The 12,797-nt window shown below is 65.8% G+C and carries 12 protein-coding genes; 2 read left to right on the top strand and 10 right to left on the bottom strand.

Going from position 1 to position 12,797, the window contains the following annotated elements; translation table 11 throughout:
• The first annotated feature begins 344 nt into the window (after nucleotides 1–344).
• Nucleotides 345–1,349, top strand: coding sequence for a tripartite tricarboxylate transporter substrate binding protein (locus tag CDO44_RS20840; RefSeq protein WP_158213367.1), 1,005 nt, complete (start codon nucleotides 345–347; stop codon nucleotides 1,347–1,349).
• Between the two features lie 65 nt (nucleotides 1,350–1,414).
• Here the strand turns inward: CDO44_RS20840 and CDO44_RS20835 are convergent, their stop codons facing one another.
• The 3 genes from CDO44_RS20835 to CDO44_RS20825 form a co-directional block, all read right to left on the bottom strand.
• A complete protein-coding gene (locus CDO44_RS20835) occupies nucleotides 1,415–2,014 on the bottom strand; it encodes a hypothetical protein (RefSeq protein ID WP_087782205.1) in 600 nt (199 codons plus the stop codon).
• Between the two features lie 124 nt (nucleotides 2,015–2,138).
• The gene (locus CDO44_RS20830) at nucleotides 2,139–2,768 is read right to left on the bottom strand and encodes an SRPBCC domain-containing protein (protein ID WP_087782204.1); all 630 of its coding nucleotides are present in this window, start codon (nucleotides 2,766–2,768) and stop codon (nucleotides 2,139–2,141) included.
• Entirely contained in the window at nucleotides 2,765–4,450 is a 1,686-nt protein-coding gene (locus CDO44_RS20825; RefSeq protein ID WP_087782203.1) for a thiamine pyrophosphate-binding protein, read from the bottom strand. Before CDO44_RS20825 ends, CDO44_RS20830 begins: the two co-directional genes overlap by 4 nt.
• A 135-nt stretch (nucleotides 4,451–4,585) precedes the next feature.
• On the opposite strand from CDO44_RS20825, the gene CDO44_RS20820 reads away from it, so the two are divergent.
• Nucleotides 4,586–5,395, top strand: a complete 810-nt coding sequence (locus CDO44_RS20820) for an enoyl-CoA hydratase/isomerase family protein (protein WP_087782214.1) — start codon at nucleotides 4,586–4,588, stop codon at nucleotides 5,393–5,395.
• 6 nt (nucleotides 5,396–5,401) lie between these two features.
• On the opposite strand, the gene CDO44_RS20815 is transcribed toward CDO44_RS20820, so the two are convergent.
• The 7 genes from CDO44_RS20815 to CDO44_RS20785 all read right to left on the bottom strand — a co-directional run bounded on the left by CDO44_RS20815 (nucleotide 5,402) and on the right by CDO44_RS20785 (nucleotide 12,649).
• Nucleotides 5,402–5,713 (bottom strand): hypothetical protein, encoded by a 312-nt coding sequence (locus tag CDO44_RS20815; protein WP_087782202.1) that lies wholly within the window; start codon nucleotides 5,711–5,713, stop codon nucleotides 5,402–5,404.
• 33 nt (nucleotides 5,714–5,746) lie between these two features.
• Entirely contained in the window at nucleotides 5,747–7,123 is a 1,377-nt protein-coding gene (locus tag CDO44_RS20810) for an acyclic terpene utilization AtuA family protein (RefSeq protein WP_087782201.1), read from the bottom strand.
• Between the two features lie 42 nt (nucleotides 7,124–7,165).
• Nucleotides 7,166–8,320 (bottom strand): acyl-CoA dehydrogenase family protein, encoded by a 1,155-nt coding sequence (locus CDO44_RS20805; RefSeq protein WP_087782200.1) that lies wholly within the window; start codon nucleotides 8,318–8,320, stop codon nucleotides 7,166–7,168.
• Nucleotides 8,321–8,440: 120 nt separating this feature from the next.
• Nucleotides 8,441–9,406 carry a tripartite tricarboxylate transporter substrate binding protein gene (locus CDO44_RS20800; RefSeq protein ID WP_087782199.1) on the bottom strand — a complete coding sequence of 322 codons (966 nt, stop codon included), beginning with the start codon at nucleotides 9,404–9,406 and terminating at the stop codon, nucleotides 8,441–8,443.
• A 30-nt stretch (nucleotides 9,407–9,436) separates the two neighbouring features.
• Nucleotides 9,437–10,651: a CaiB/BaiF CoA-transferase family protein gene (locus CDO44_RS20795; protein ID WP_087782198.1), complete on the bottom strand. Its 1,215-nt coding sequence runs from the start codon at nucleotides 10,649–10,651 to the stop codon at nucleotides 9,437–9,439.
• Nucleotides 10,652–10,682: 31 nt separating this feature from the next.
• Nucleotides 10,683–11,465 carry an SDR family NAD(P)-dependent oxidoreductase gene (locus tag CDO44_RS20790; protein ID WP_087782197.1) on the bottom strand — a complete coding sequence of 261 codons (783 nt, stop codon included), beginning with the start codon at nucleotides 11,463–11,465 and terminating at the stop codon, nucleotides 10,683–10,685.
• Between the two features lie 164 nt (nucleotides 11,466–11,629).
• On the bottom strand, nucleotides 11,630–12,649 hold the full coding sequence (locus CDO44_RS20785; RefSeq protein WP_158213366.1) for a tripartite tricarboxylate transporter substrate binding protein: 1,020 nt from the start codon (nucleotides 12,647–12,649) through the stop codon (nucleotides 11,630–11,632).
• Nucleotides 12,650–12,797 lie beyond the last annotated feature (148 nt).

Below are 12,797 nucleotides of genomic sequence, written 5' to 3'. Positions count from 1 at the left end.
AACAGGACCGTGAAACGCCTTTGCGCCGATGATAGTGGACGGACGTCTGTGAAAGTAGGTCATCGTCAGGCTAACTACCCCAAAACCCCCGCTCGGGCATCCCGGCGGGGGTTTTACTTTATGGGTCGCCCATATTGAAACGCGGAACCATGTCTGCGAAAACTCGATCAGGCTGTTCGTGAAACGTCGGTCATCGCGCGCTTCTGCAGAAGCTATCGGCCGCTAGCGCCGGATCAAGAACCCCGCCGGGATTTCCGCACGTTGGAAAGAGTGGAGATAGCTTTTGTGCACCAGGGGAGGCGGGACGATAATGCGGGAGCATTATCTATGATCGGGAGACGACGGTGACGAATCGACTCAACAGTCCGGGACGGCGCCGCGCGTTAGGCGGCCTTGGCGTGGCGGCACTGGCTGCTGGCACGGGCGGGCTCACCTACGCACAGTCGGATTATCCCAACCGGCCAATCCGCATCATCGTGCCGTTCTCTCCAGGCGCGATCAATGATGTGCTGGCGCGGACACTGGCGGAACGCCTGACTCCTGTACTCAAGCAGGCTGTCATTGTCGAGAACCGGCCTGGCGGGAACACCACTATAGGTGCGCGCGCGGTCGCCACCGCCGAACCCGACGGCCACACCTTGCTGTTGATCTCGGCTGCCCATGCCATTGGTGCGGCGCTGACGCCCCACGCCTTGCCCTATGACGCGGTCAGGGACTTCAGCTATGTCTCCTCGGTCGCGCGGGGGCCCTTCCTGCTCATTGTCAACAAAGATGTCTCCGCCTCTTCGGTCGAGGAATTCATCGAACTAGCCAAGCAGCGGCCGGGTTTCTATACCTTCGCGTCGGCCGGCAACGGCAGTAGTGCCCACCTGCTGGGTGAGATGCTCAACGCCATGGCCGGTATTCGCCTGCTGCATGTGCCCTATAAGGGAACCACGCCCGCTCTCAACGATGTGTCGGCTGGCCAGGTTCACTGCACGTTCAGCACGCTTTCCGGCGCTTCTGCCGCCTTGAAGTCCGGCCGCGTGCGCGCCTTGGGCGTGACTAGCGCCAGGCGCGCGATGGCGTTGCCCGAGATCCCGGCGATCGCGGAAGCAGGCTATCCGGACTATGACTTGGCAGGGTGGTGGGGCGTGCTCGGGCCGGCCAATCTGCCGGCCAGCGCGGTCAAAGTACTCAATCGGGCCGTCAATGACGTGCTAGCTCAGCCAAGCCTCAGGGAGCGTCTTTCGTCCGACGCGCTCGAGCCGCATGGATCCACACCCGAGGCGCTTCGATCCCATCTTGAAAAGGAAATCGAAAAATACAAGTGGGTCATCAAACAGGCTGATATAAAGGCCGATACGTGAGTTCGGGGCGCACTCCAAGTCGTTTGGGGGCGATAGCGGTTCCGCTAATGTCGGGGCGTTTTTCGTTATTCGAGCCGCCGCGAACCATCGGGCAGGTAACGCTCGGCCTTGGTCACCTTGCCGGCGGCGTCGTACTCCCTGGTAGCGAGGCGCACGCCGCGCGCGTCGTATTCGACTTCCCTCGCGAGGCGGCCGGATTCATCGTATTCGCGGTGCAGGCCGACGGGGCGGAACTGGCCCTGGAAGACGCCTGACGAGCGCAGCCTGCCCAGATCGGAGAAACGCTCGACGTATTTGCCGGGGAGCGCCTTGGGATCGCGGGTCGACTGGTCTACCCGCGTTTCCTTGACTTGGCCGTTGCGGTACCAGAACGTCGCCTTGATTTCGTTGCCGCCCAGGAAGTACTGGTCGCGCAGCGGCGTGCCGTCCTCGGTCCATTCCCGCTCGATCGCCTCAATTGTGCCTTGCGAAGTCTTGCGTTCGATGACTTCGTAGATCAATTGGCCATTGCGAGCGTATTCTTTCGTGTGCTGGCCGCCAGCTATGGGCTGGACGACGTTCTGTCCGGCGAGCGAGGCATTGCGTTCGGCGTGGGACGAGGCAGTGAAGAAGGCGAGGGCGAGCGCTGCGGCGGTAACGGCCAGATGGCGTTGCGACAGGAGCATGATGAAGATCTTCGGTGGCGTAAGCCTCAACCATACCGCGCATTGATGCCTGTGCAGGGGAGGTGAATCGTTTCGGCTTGTTGCACAATGCCGTGCCCGGCCAAATTGCCACGCTGCGCCGTTCTCATGCCCGCCATTCCCTCCTCGTCTTCCCCAGTAGCGACCGCAGTACTCGCCAGACCAGGGAAAGCGCCGACAACGGCTGCGGATCGGGGGCGAGGCTGGAGGACGGCCCTGGCAAGGCGGTGTGCGGAGCCTCGGCCTGGGATTGACGCGACCGGCCGCCGCTTTCCGTGCGCAGCTCCTCGGCCAGCCGTTCGGAGAAGTCCCGCATTATCTGCCGGCCCAGGACGGCGCCGCCAGCCGCCGCGAATTGGGCCAGGACGCCATGGAGCTCGGTACGCGAAAGGACTTCGACCACGCTTGCGTTCGCGTCAGGCCCCGAGTCCGGATGCGGATGAATACTGAAGGCGGTGTGCGAGCGTATCGTCGCCGCGCGTCCGGCGGCGCTGCCTGCGCCGGCCAGCGTACCCCGGCGTCCGTCCAGGTCGAAATCGCAGCGGACGCGACCCTGGAATTTGACGCGCTTGGGGCCAAAGGCCACCGTCATCGTACCGAGGTAATACCCCTCTTGATCGCGTCCTTCCAACGCTACGCCGGGCAGGCACTGCGCTATCCGCTCCACGTCGGAGAAGCGGCGCATGACTTCCGCTGGCGCGGCGGGCACGACGAAGCGGTCTTCGATTTCTATCACCGAGACATCTCCGCTGGAAGGCGCAGCAGGGGGGCGCGGTTTTCGGCGCCGAACTGCAGCTTGAGGTAGGGGTCGCTCACGACAGAAGGCGATACCTGGGCATCGATGACATACAGCCCCGGATGGGCAAGGGCACGCTCAAGCGCGGGCGCGACGTCGGCTTCGCGTTCGATCCGCTCCCCCTCCCCGCCGAAGGCGCGCGCCAGGGCAACGAAATCCGGGGAACTCGCCCAGCGGCCCAGGCCAGGATCCATGCCCCGCGCCCGCAGTTTGTGCGCCTCGGCGCCGAAGCCGCAGTCGTTCCAGACCAGCACCGCCATGCGCAGTCCCAGACGCACGACAGTCTCCAGTTCCTGGAGGTTCATCATGATGCTGCCATCGCCTTCGACGACGAGGTGAGGACGGCCGGGCCGCGCGGCCGCGATGCCGACCGCGAGCGGCAGGGTCTGGCCGATGGCGCCGAATTGATAGGACAGATGCAGATCGACCTCGGGGCGCACCGGCGTATACATATGGAAGAAGCACCAAAAGTGGCCCGCGCCGACGGTGACCGTCGCGTCGCCAGGGAGCGCGCATCCCAGCTCGCGCGCCAGTCTGCGTGGATCGAGGCCGTCCGGCGCCGGATCCCGGAGGGGCGTATCGGCACGCAGGATCGCCAGGGTTACATCGTCATGGAAACCGCGACGCCCGGACTCATGCTTTGCAAGCGCAGCGTTTAGCGCCGCCACCGTCTGCTTGGCGTCGCCGCATAGATACTGGCCGGGAACGGGGCCGAGCTGTTCCGGCTGCGGACTGGCGTCGATGCGGGCCACGCGCGCTTCGGGGAACAGCAGGCCGCCTTCGGTGGTGTAGTAGCCCAGTTCGGCGCCTACGCCGAGTACGAAGTCGGCCTGGCCGAGCAGGCGCTCCGCCGGAGCGCTGGAGAAGGCGCCGGCAATGCCGATGTCGTAGGGCGCGCCGGCAAACAGCCCCTTCGCCTTCAGGGTCGTGGCCAGCAGCGCGCCCGAGCGCTGCGACAGTTCAAGGAGCTCTTCGCGTGCGCCCCCAGCCTTGGCGCCGTACCCGGCAATGATGACGGGGCGCTCGGCGCGGCGCAGCGATTGGGCCAGTTCCTCCACTTGAGCGGCAGGGGCGCAGCCGGGCGGAGCCGGTGTCCATGCGTAGGATGGGGTGTATTCCCAGGCCCATTCCAGCACCTGCCCCTGGACGTCGACCGGCAGGTCCAGCACGACGGGGCATCGCTTGTGCCTGGCCGCGTGAAAGGCCTCGAGCAGTTCGGCCGCGAGATTGCCGGCACCGGTCACTGGATGGAAGGCGGCGCCGCAGGCCTGTGCGAACCGGCGTTGGTCCATCTTCTGGACATTGTGCCGGTCGGTGGACGCGACGTTTCCCACGGCTACCACCATGGGCGTGCGGTTGCGCGAGGCTGCCATTAGCGAAGTACCCGTCTGGGTCAGGCCCGGCCCCGACGTGATGGTGGCCACTCCGATCCGGCCGCTTGCGCGGGCATGGCCATCCGCCATGGCGACGGCCCCGGCTTCGTGGCGGGCGCTGTACAGCGCGATGCCCGGCGTGGTGGCCAGCGCCGCCCAAACCGGCATGTTGGCGTCGCCGAGCAGGCCGAAAACCGTGTCGCAGCCTTCCGCTGCGAATGCCGCTGCGATTGCCTCACTGACGTGCATGATAGCTCCTTTGGGTACTTGGGCTAGCGTAGCCGGCGATACGCGCGCCGGATTGCCGGTTCCATGCAGCGGAACCGGCAATCCTCCCCGGCCCGGCCGCCGTACCCTGGCGGAACTGCAATGCGGACCATGACGATGACTGCAACAACTACGGAAACTGGCGGCAGCGACGATGACGTGCTCTATGAGGTGTCGGAGGGCATCGCCACGATCACGCTCAATCGGCCGGCGCAGCGCAATGCGTTGACGGTCGCAGCCAATCGGCGGCTGTACGAACTGTGGCAGGAGATAGACTTCGATGGCGCGGTCGGTGCGGTAGTCCTGACTTCCGCGGATTGCGGCACGTTCTGCGCCGGCATGGACTTGAAGGAAGCGGCGCGCATACGGCGCGAACGAGGCGAGGATATTCTCGCCGTGCTGCGGGATCCGTTCTACGGGCGCATGCGTGAAGTCCGCAAGCCTATCGTGGCCGCCATGACGGGCCATTTCGTCGCAGGTGGGATGGTCCTGGCGCTCAACGCCGACCTGCGCGTGGGCTTGGCTGGTACGCGAGGGGGCATTACGGAAGCCAGAATGGGCAGAGGGGCACCCTGGGCCGTGCCGCTGGTATGGATGCTCCCGCAGCCGGTGCTGATGGAATTGATCCTCACTGGCGAGACCATGGACATCGAACGGTTGCACCAGCTCGGCTTCGTCAATTACGTGGAGCCCACGCCGGACGCCGTGCGGACGCGGGCTCGGGAGCTTGCACGGCGCATTTGCAGCAACGCGCCGTTGAGCGTCGCCGCAGGAAAAGCGTCCATCATGGCGGCGATGGCCGAGGGGTGCGTCCGCGGCCTGGCGATGGCGGCGAAGATCCATGAACCGGTCTATGCCAGCGAGGATGCGCAAGAAGGCCCGCGCGCCTTTGCCGAGAGGCGCCCGCCGCGCTGGCTCGGACGGTGAGCCGAGTCAGTCTTCGGCCACCGGCAATCGCAAGAGAGCGTGGCCGAGCGATTTGCCGGTCTGGTCCAGCCGCAGCGTGCGCGTGGCGCCACCGCCAAGGGCGCGGTGCATGACGACGACCACGGCACGGATGTTGTCCATCGGATGGCATTCGACCTCCCCCTGGACCCAATCGCCGTAAAGCGCCTTGACCGCCTGCGGATGCACGGACCGCTTGAGCAGGGGATAGTCCGCGGGGGTCCTGGCGATCAAGCCGGCGGTGCAGACGTCGCCCTTGTCTCCTGACCGGACGTAAGCGATATGCGCGAGATGCCTCATCGAGAGCTTCCTTCTTCGAGACTGGACGACACGCTAGGCCTGCAGCACCGCGACTGTCTGCCGTACGTACGACCGCGGGATGAGCGTGGGCCACAGGGAGATGACGGGCCGGGGCTTGATGGGGGTGCCGAAAGAGGTGCCGCCGGGGCCCATGATCCAAAGATGCGCAGCGGCGCGCCGCACTTTGTCGGCTTCATCCGCCGTGCGGGTTCTTACGGCGCAGCGCAACCCGAGTTCGGGTAACTGGTTGGCCTGGCTCGCATCGATGGCCGGTGCCGCGGGGCCGTGAAGCATATTGAGGCCGATGATGTCGAAGTGGATGTCGGTGGCCTGCAGACGCAGGCGCTCGAAGCGCTCGAGCATGGTCTGCTGGGCCTTCAGCACGCGATCATAGGCATTCGGCCAGGGGAAGAACGCCATGGACTCGCCAATCCAGCCATCGCGCAGTCCGACCACGAGCTTGAGTTCGTCGGGGGCGGGGCGGCCTCGAGCCCCGGCGACGCGGACGCGGTCGGGTCCGGCTTCCGAAATCTCGAGTGTCGTGAAGTCTGCCACGCCATCGGGCATCAGGTAGGCGCGCGGATTCGCGATTTCATAGACCAGGTGCTCGGCGACCGTGAGCGGATCGACCTTGCCGCCGCTGCCGGCGGTTTTCGAGATTTCGGCCGTCCCGTCGGATCTGAAATCGACGACAGGAAAGCCAACCCGCCCCATGGCCGGCATTTGGTCGAAGCGCGACGACATGCCGCCCGTGCAGCCGGCCGCGCACTCCACGATGTGTCCGATCGCGATGGCTGCGGCGATGCGGTCAAGGTGTGCGCTGTCGTAGCGCCAACCGAATTCATGCATGATTGGACCGACATAGAGAGCGTTGTCGGATACGCGTCCGGCAATTACGATGTCCGCATCCTGGCGCAGACCTTCGACGATGCCTGACGCGTCGACGTAGGCATGGGCGCAGACGATGTCCTGCTTGAAATCGGCCAGGTTGCGCGCGCCAGTATCCATGTTTTCCAGCGGCAGTCCATCGGCGAACAGTGTTTCCATGCGATCCGTGAGATCGTCGCCTTCGACCGCGGCGACGCGAAGCCCGGTCAATCCCAGGCTCCGGGCGTCCTCGACGATGCGCGCCGCCGCCGCATTGACATTGACGCCTCCGCCGTTGGAGATCAGGCGCGTGCCGGTCGCCCGCGCACGGGCCATCATGGCGCGCATGATGGCGACCGCATCGGGTACGTAGCCGGCGCCAGGATCTTTGGCCTTCTGCCGCTGCAGTAGTGCCATGGTCAGCTCGGCCAGGAAGTCGAAGCAAAGGTAGTCGAGCCGCTCGCGCTCCAGCAGTTCCAGCGCCGGATCCATGGCGTCGCCCCAGAACCCGGACCCGGCCCCGAGTCTAACCGTCTCTTTCATGGTTTCTCCGTTTGACCTGCCGTGCCTATTCCCCGCGTGCCCTCAGGCGCCTATTCCGCTGGCCAGATCGACGTGTTCCACGAGATGGCGGCCGAGATAGTTGCGCAGCGTCTCCGTGGTGCCGCCACCGAGGCTGCCGTATCGCGCGCCGCGGAACAACCTGGAAACCATGAACTCGTCGGTGAAGCCGTAGCCGCCATGGATCTGGACCGCCTCGCTGGTGACCCGTATGCACATCTCGTTGCAATAGGTCTTGGCAGCCGCCGTGATGACCGGCTCGGGAAACGGCGCGGCGCTGGCGGCCGCTCGATACAGCAGGCAGCGGGCGGCCTCGATCTCGATGAACATGTCTGCCGTTTTCCAGCGCAGGCCCTGGAAATCGCCTATCCGCTGTCCGAAGGCCTTCCGATCGCGCATGTATTGGATGGCCTGTTCCAGGGCGCCTTCCGCCAAGCCCAGGCAGATGGCCGCGTTCAGGCAGCGTTGTGTGTTGAAGGCGCCCATGAGCGTCTTCATGCTGTTCTCGCGCAGGATGAGGTGGTCCAGTGGCACTTCGCAGTCCTCGAACACCACGTCGCTCAATTGCTCCCCGCCCATCGTGTGGTAGGACGGCTTGGCGATCAGACCCTTGGTGCCGCGCGGCACGAGGACGCAGCCTATGCCCTGGGCACCGGCAATGCCATTCACGCGAGTGAATACGATCAGCACGTCGGCGATGTCTGCGCGGCTGATCAGGGTCTTGGCGCCGTTCACCACGACGCGGTCGCCAACGATGCGGCTGTTCGTCCGGTAGTTCGGCACGTCAGTGCCGGCGTCCGGTTCCGTCATGCAGATCGACAACGTGGCCTCTCCCGCCGCCACGCGAGGCAGGTAGCGCGCCTTCAAGTGGTCGGGCGCGAAGGTAGCGATGATGCGCGCCTGTACCCCTATTTCCCCTTCCACCGCGACGCCGGTCACATAGCAGGCCTTGCTGATCTCTTCCAGAGCCAGTACGGTATCCAGTACGCTGGCGTCGGTCCCCCCGTATTCCTCGGGGATGGCCATGCCGAGCACGCCGATTCGTGCCAGGCTGGCCAGATTCTCGTGCGGGAATTCACCGTCGAGCCAGCGGATGGACTTGGGTGCGATTTCCTTCAGGCGTACTTTCCTGATGGCGTCGATCATCTCTCGTTGCTCGGGGGAAAGGGAAAAGTCCATGAGGTCTCCAGTGGCGACATTGCGAGGGGCACAGGCGGCCGGTTCGTTGCATCGTAGGGGCTGAGAGCGCGCCGTGACCCGCGGTTCCGGTCCATGGAACCGGTCTGCGCGCGATCTGCCTTACTCCTTCAGGCCGGCTCCGGTCGCCCGGATCAGCGCCGCATATTTGTCGCTGTCCTCGCGTACGCGCCGCGAGAATTCAGCGGGGCTGGCCGGCCATGGGTCCAGGGCCTGCCTCTGCAGCGTCTTGCGTACTTCCGGCCGGTCCAGCGCCTTGCGAACCTCGGTATTCAACTTCCCGACTATCGCGGCGGGCGTATCCGTCGGGGCGAATAGCCCGATCCAAGGCGTGAAGTCGAAGTCCTTGATACCGGCTTCGGCCAAGGTCGGTACCTCGGGCACCGCACTCGATCGTCCGACCGACGTGACGGCCAGAAGCCGCACCGCGCCGGACTGCAGATGGGGCAGGACCGTGGAGAGGATGGTGATCGAAGCGTCCACTTCCTGCGCTGCCAGCGCCATGGTTTGCGGGTTGCCGCCGTTGTAGGGAACATGCAGCAGGTCGACGCCGGTGGCCGCGGCCAACATCAGCATCGGCAGATGCGAGGCGCTGGCCACGCCGGCCGACGAGTAGGACAAGCCCCGTGGCCGGCTGCGCGCCAGCTTGACGAATTCGCCGACATTGCGCGCCGGCAGCGACGCGCGTACGGCGAGTGCGCTGGGCTGGGCCGCCAGCAGCGCGACCGGCGTGAAATCGCGCAGCGTGTCGTACGGCAGCTTCTTGTAAAGGAATGCATTGGCCAAGTGAGTGGCCGAATGGACCATCAGCGTATAGCCATCGGGGCGGGCCTTGGCGACAAGGTTGGCGCCGATCAGTCCCGCCGCGCCCGCCTTGTTCTCGACCACGACGGGCTGGCCGATGGACTCGGAAACGGCTTTCATGACCACCCGGGCGGTTGTGTCATTGGACCCTCCGGCCGGCCACGGCACGATTACGCGCACGGGCCGAGAGGGATAGTCTTGTGCCTGACCCGCCCCGGCGGCCAGCGCGGCGACGAGGACCGGCAGAATGCGGAAGATAGCCATGTCGGGCTCCGTAAACGAGACGGCGGGCTCTCAGATGACTCGTGCGGTCCGCAGGGCCGCGATGTCGTCGTTCGACATGCCGAGTTGCCGCAATATCGACTCCGTGTGCTCGCCCATGCGCGGGCCGAGGGCGCGTATTCCGCCGGCGTCGCGAGACAGTCGCGGCGTCGTATCGACTAGCGTCACAGGCGTCCCGGCATCGCCAGCCACGGTCCTGAGCGTGCCGCGCCGGCGCACGTGTGGATCCTCGAACAAGTCCCGGACGCTGTTGATCGGACCTATCGGCACTCCGCACCGCAGGCCGGCCTCGATGGCCTGGTCCCGCGTCATGCCGGCTACCCATGCGCAGACGTAACGTTCGACCTCGTCGCGGTTCCGGACCCGCGCGGCGCTGGTGGGAAAGCGGTCCGCCAGTTCCGGATGGCCCATTTCCTCGGCCAGGCGCCGGAACATCTGGCTCGACGATGCCGACAGTGTGATCCAATTGCCATCTCGAGTGCGGTAATGGTTGCTCGGCACGGTATGAGGACTGCTCGCACCGGATCGTTCGCGTACATAGCCCGTCATGGCGTAGGCCGGTACCAGTTCGTCCAGCATGCGCAGCAGGCTTTCGTACAGGCTCACGTCCACGACCTGGCCGCGGCCGTGGCGGCCGCGTGCGATATAGGCCAGGAGCGCGCCCGTGGCGGCGCACTGCCCCGCGATGTAGTCGCCCAGCGCATTCGTGCCCGGATACAGGGGTGGGCCATCGGCCTGCCCGCACAGGTAGGATATGCCGGCGAAGCCATAGGCCAGGCGCGCCACGCCGGCCCGTCCGCTGTAGGGGCCGCTCTGCCCGTATGCCGACACGCGTACAAGGATCAGGCCGGGGTTTGCCGCTTCCAGCACGTCATAGCCGAGCCCCCACTTTTCGAGGGTGCCGGGGCGGAAGTTCTCCACGACCATGTCGGCATCGGCTGCCATGCGCTTGAAGATCTCCGCACCGGCCTCGGTATGCAAGTCCAGCGTCATGCTGCGTTTGTTGCGATTGTCGTTGAGAAAGTTGAGGGAAGAACCCTCGGCGGTCATAGTGCCAACCGAGCGATAGGGGTCGCCTTGTCCCGGCTGCTCGATCTTGACGACGTCGGCGCCGAACTCGGCCAGCACGCAGGAGCAGTAGGGGCCTGCGACGCGGGTCGACACGTCGAGGACGCGGACGCCTTGCAGGGGCGGGATCGGGGCGCTGGGCGAAGCGGGAGTATCCATGATGGCAGGGACTGGATGAAGGACGCCCGGTCTACCAGCCGCCGAACGACAGGCCGCCGTTGACGCTGACAGTCTGCCCGGTCACCTGCCCTGCGCGCGGCGAGGCAAGGAACGCCGCCACCTCGGCCACTTCCGATGCGGTGGGTGCACGGCCGGCGGGGAATCGGGCCAGGGCCTTGGTGAATAGATCATTCGAAAAACTCGGCGAACTGAAGATTTGTTCGTAGCGTTCGGTGTCGGCGGTCAAGGTCAGCGCCACGCAGTTGACGCGGATGCTCCACCGCGAAAATTCCTTGGCGAGCGTCTTGGTCATCAGCATGATGGCGGCGCCGGCGGCGCCGATCAGCGATTCGCCCGGTGTGGGAAAGCGGCCGGCATCCGACGCCATCAGCACGATGCTTCCGCCGCGCCGCTCGCGCATGCGCGGTGCGGCGGCGCGCACGGGCATCAGCCGGGGCAGGAGCCGGCCCTCGAGCGCAGGCATGATCTGCTCCGGGGCCAGGTCGAGGAAGGGCGTGGGACCGGGTCGTGCCGAACCGCCGCAGCAGACCAGGATGCCGATGGGGCCGAGGCGGCGTTCGACATCGTCCACGACGCGGACCATGTCGTCATGCGACGTGGCGTCGCCAGCTTGGAAAATCGCCTGTGTTTCGCCGGCCCCGAGTCGTTCGAGAGCACGCCGGCCGGCGTCTTCGCCGCGGCCGTTCAAGGCCACGCTCGCTCCGCGCCGCGCAAGCGTTTCTGCCACCCGGTAGCCGACGCTGGTGGTCGATCCGATTACCAGCGCCACCTGTCCTTGCAGGTCCTGATCCATGTTGTCTCGCTCTCCGTGTTATCGATGTTCTGGCAGGAATGTGCCGGGCGCTGCCGGCGGTGAGCGTGGGTAGCTGCATCCTATCGGTCCGGCGACGGCGCGGATTCCCGGTTCTACGGCATGGAACCGCTACCCCGGCGGCGAGCCGGCCGTCGTGCTGTCCGTCAATGCAGCCGCGCGCCGCTTTTCTTCACGAGCGCGTCCCACTGCGCGTTCTCGGTGCGGATCAGTGCCCGGAACTCGTCCCCGGCGATCTGGCGCGGCGCGATCCATAGCCTTTCCATCTGTCCGCGCAGAGTCGGGTCGGCCATGGCCTCGCGCGCCGCACGGGCAACCGTTGCGGTTACCGCCACGGGAAGACCGCGCGGTCCGAGAATGCCGAACCAGAACGAGATGTCGTATCCGGGAACGCCGGCCTCGGCCACCGTCGGTATCCGCGGCAATGCCGGCGACCGCTCGCGCGTGGTGACGGCGAGCGCCCGTAATTGCTGCCTTTCCAGATGAGGCATGGCGGAGGCGAACGAGACGATGGCGAAGTCCAGCCGTCCGGCGATGAGATCGTTGTAGGCCTCCCCTATGCCCTTATAGGGGACCTGCAGGAAATCGAGGCCGCCCATGTGACGGAATTGCTCGGTCGCCAGGTGGCCTATGGTGCCGTTGCCGGTTAGCGCGGCGGTGACTTTGCCCGGCTGCGAACGGATCCGGGCGATCAGCTCTTCCAGGGTGGCGATTGAGGAGTGCTGGGCCGACGTCACGACGATCATGGGCGTATCCCCGACCAGCATGATGGTGTCGAAGTCTTGTTCGGGGCGATAGCTGGCTTTCTGAAAGTGTGGCGCGACCGTGATGGGGCTCGAGGTAGTGAAGAGCAGGGTATAGCCGTCCGGTTCGGCGCGGGCCACCTGGGCCGCGCCTATCGTGGTGCCTGCACCGGGCTTGTTCTCGATGTAGACAGATTGACCCAGCAGACGGCCCATGGGCTCCGCGAACAGGCGTGCCACCACGTCGGCTGCGCCGCCCGGGGGAAACGGAACGACGAAGCGCACCTGCCGCGCTGGATAATCGGCCGCCTTCGCCATCCTCGCGCCGACCTGCCATGCCGCGGCCGCCGTCAAGGCCGCAGAGCACAAATGCCGCCTTCTACGCGACCGCGGATGGTCGCTGTCTATCGCCGCTGCTTGCATGTCTGTCTCCGATGTTGTGTAGGACGCGGTTCGCGTGGACCGATAACGGGAGTTTGCGCAGCAATCGGCCAAAGGCGCGGCCGGTTCCATACCACGGAACCGGCATGGCGGCATGCCGGCGCGGTGATTAAATCCGGGCATCCGGCGG

It is taken from the genome of Pigmentiphaga sp. NML080357 (genome assembly GCF_002188465.1).
Taxonomy (GTDB): Bacteria; Pseudomonadota; Gammaproteobacteria; order Burkholderiales; family Burkholderiaceae_B; genus Pigmentiphaga.
Note: the sequence above shows the minus strand (reverse complement) of the source record. Positions and strands in the feature narration are given on the sequence as shown.

What these genes read in the sequence shown, in the direction of transcription:
- CDO44_RS20800 (WP_087782199.1), bottom strand. Translation starts at nt 9,406, where the DNA reads ATGGCTATCTTCCGCATTCTGCCGGTCCTCGTCGCCGCGCTGGCCGCC.
- CDO44_RS20810 (WP_087782201.1), bottom strand. Translation starts at nt 7,123, where the DNA reads ATGAAAGAGACGGTTAGACTCGGGGCCGGGTCCGGGTTCTGGGGCGAC.
- CDO44_RS20815 (WP_087782202.1), bottom strand. Translation starts at nt 5,713, where the DNA reads ATGAGGCATCTCGCGCATATCGCTTACGTCCGGTCAGGAGACAAGGGC.
- CDO44_RS20825 (WP_087782203.1), bottom strand. Translation starts at nt 4,450, where the DNA reads ATGCACGTCAGTGAGGCAATCGCAGCGGCATTCGCAGCGGAAGGCTGC.
- CDO44_RS20790 (WP_087782197.1), bottom strand. Translation starts at nt 11,465, where the DNA reads ATGGATCAGGACCTGCAAGGACAGGTGGCGCTGGTAATCGGATCGACC.
- CDO44_RS20820 (WP_087782214.1), top strand. Translation starts at nt 4,586, where the DNA reads ATGACTGCAACAACTACGGAAACTGGCGGCAGCGACGATGACGTGCTC.
- CDO44_RS20795 (WP_087782198.1), bottom strand. Translation starts at nt 10,651, where the DNA reads ATGGATACTCCCGCTTCGCCCAGCGCCCCGATCCCGCCCCTGCAAGGC.
- CDO44_RS20785 (WP_158213366.1), bottom strand. Translation starts at nt 12,649, where the DNA reads ATGCAAGCAGCGGCGATAGACAGCGACCATCCGCGGTCGCGTAGAAGG.
- CDO44_RS20835 (WP_087782205.1), bottom strand. Translation starts at nt 2,014, where the DNA reads ATGCTCCTGTCGCAACGCCATCTGGCCGTTACCGCCGCAGCGCTCGCC.
- CDO44_RS20805 (WP_087782200.1), bottom strand. Translation starts at nt 8,320, where the DNA reads ATGGACTTTTCCCTTTCCCCCGAGCAACGAGAGATGATCGACGCCATC.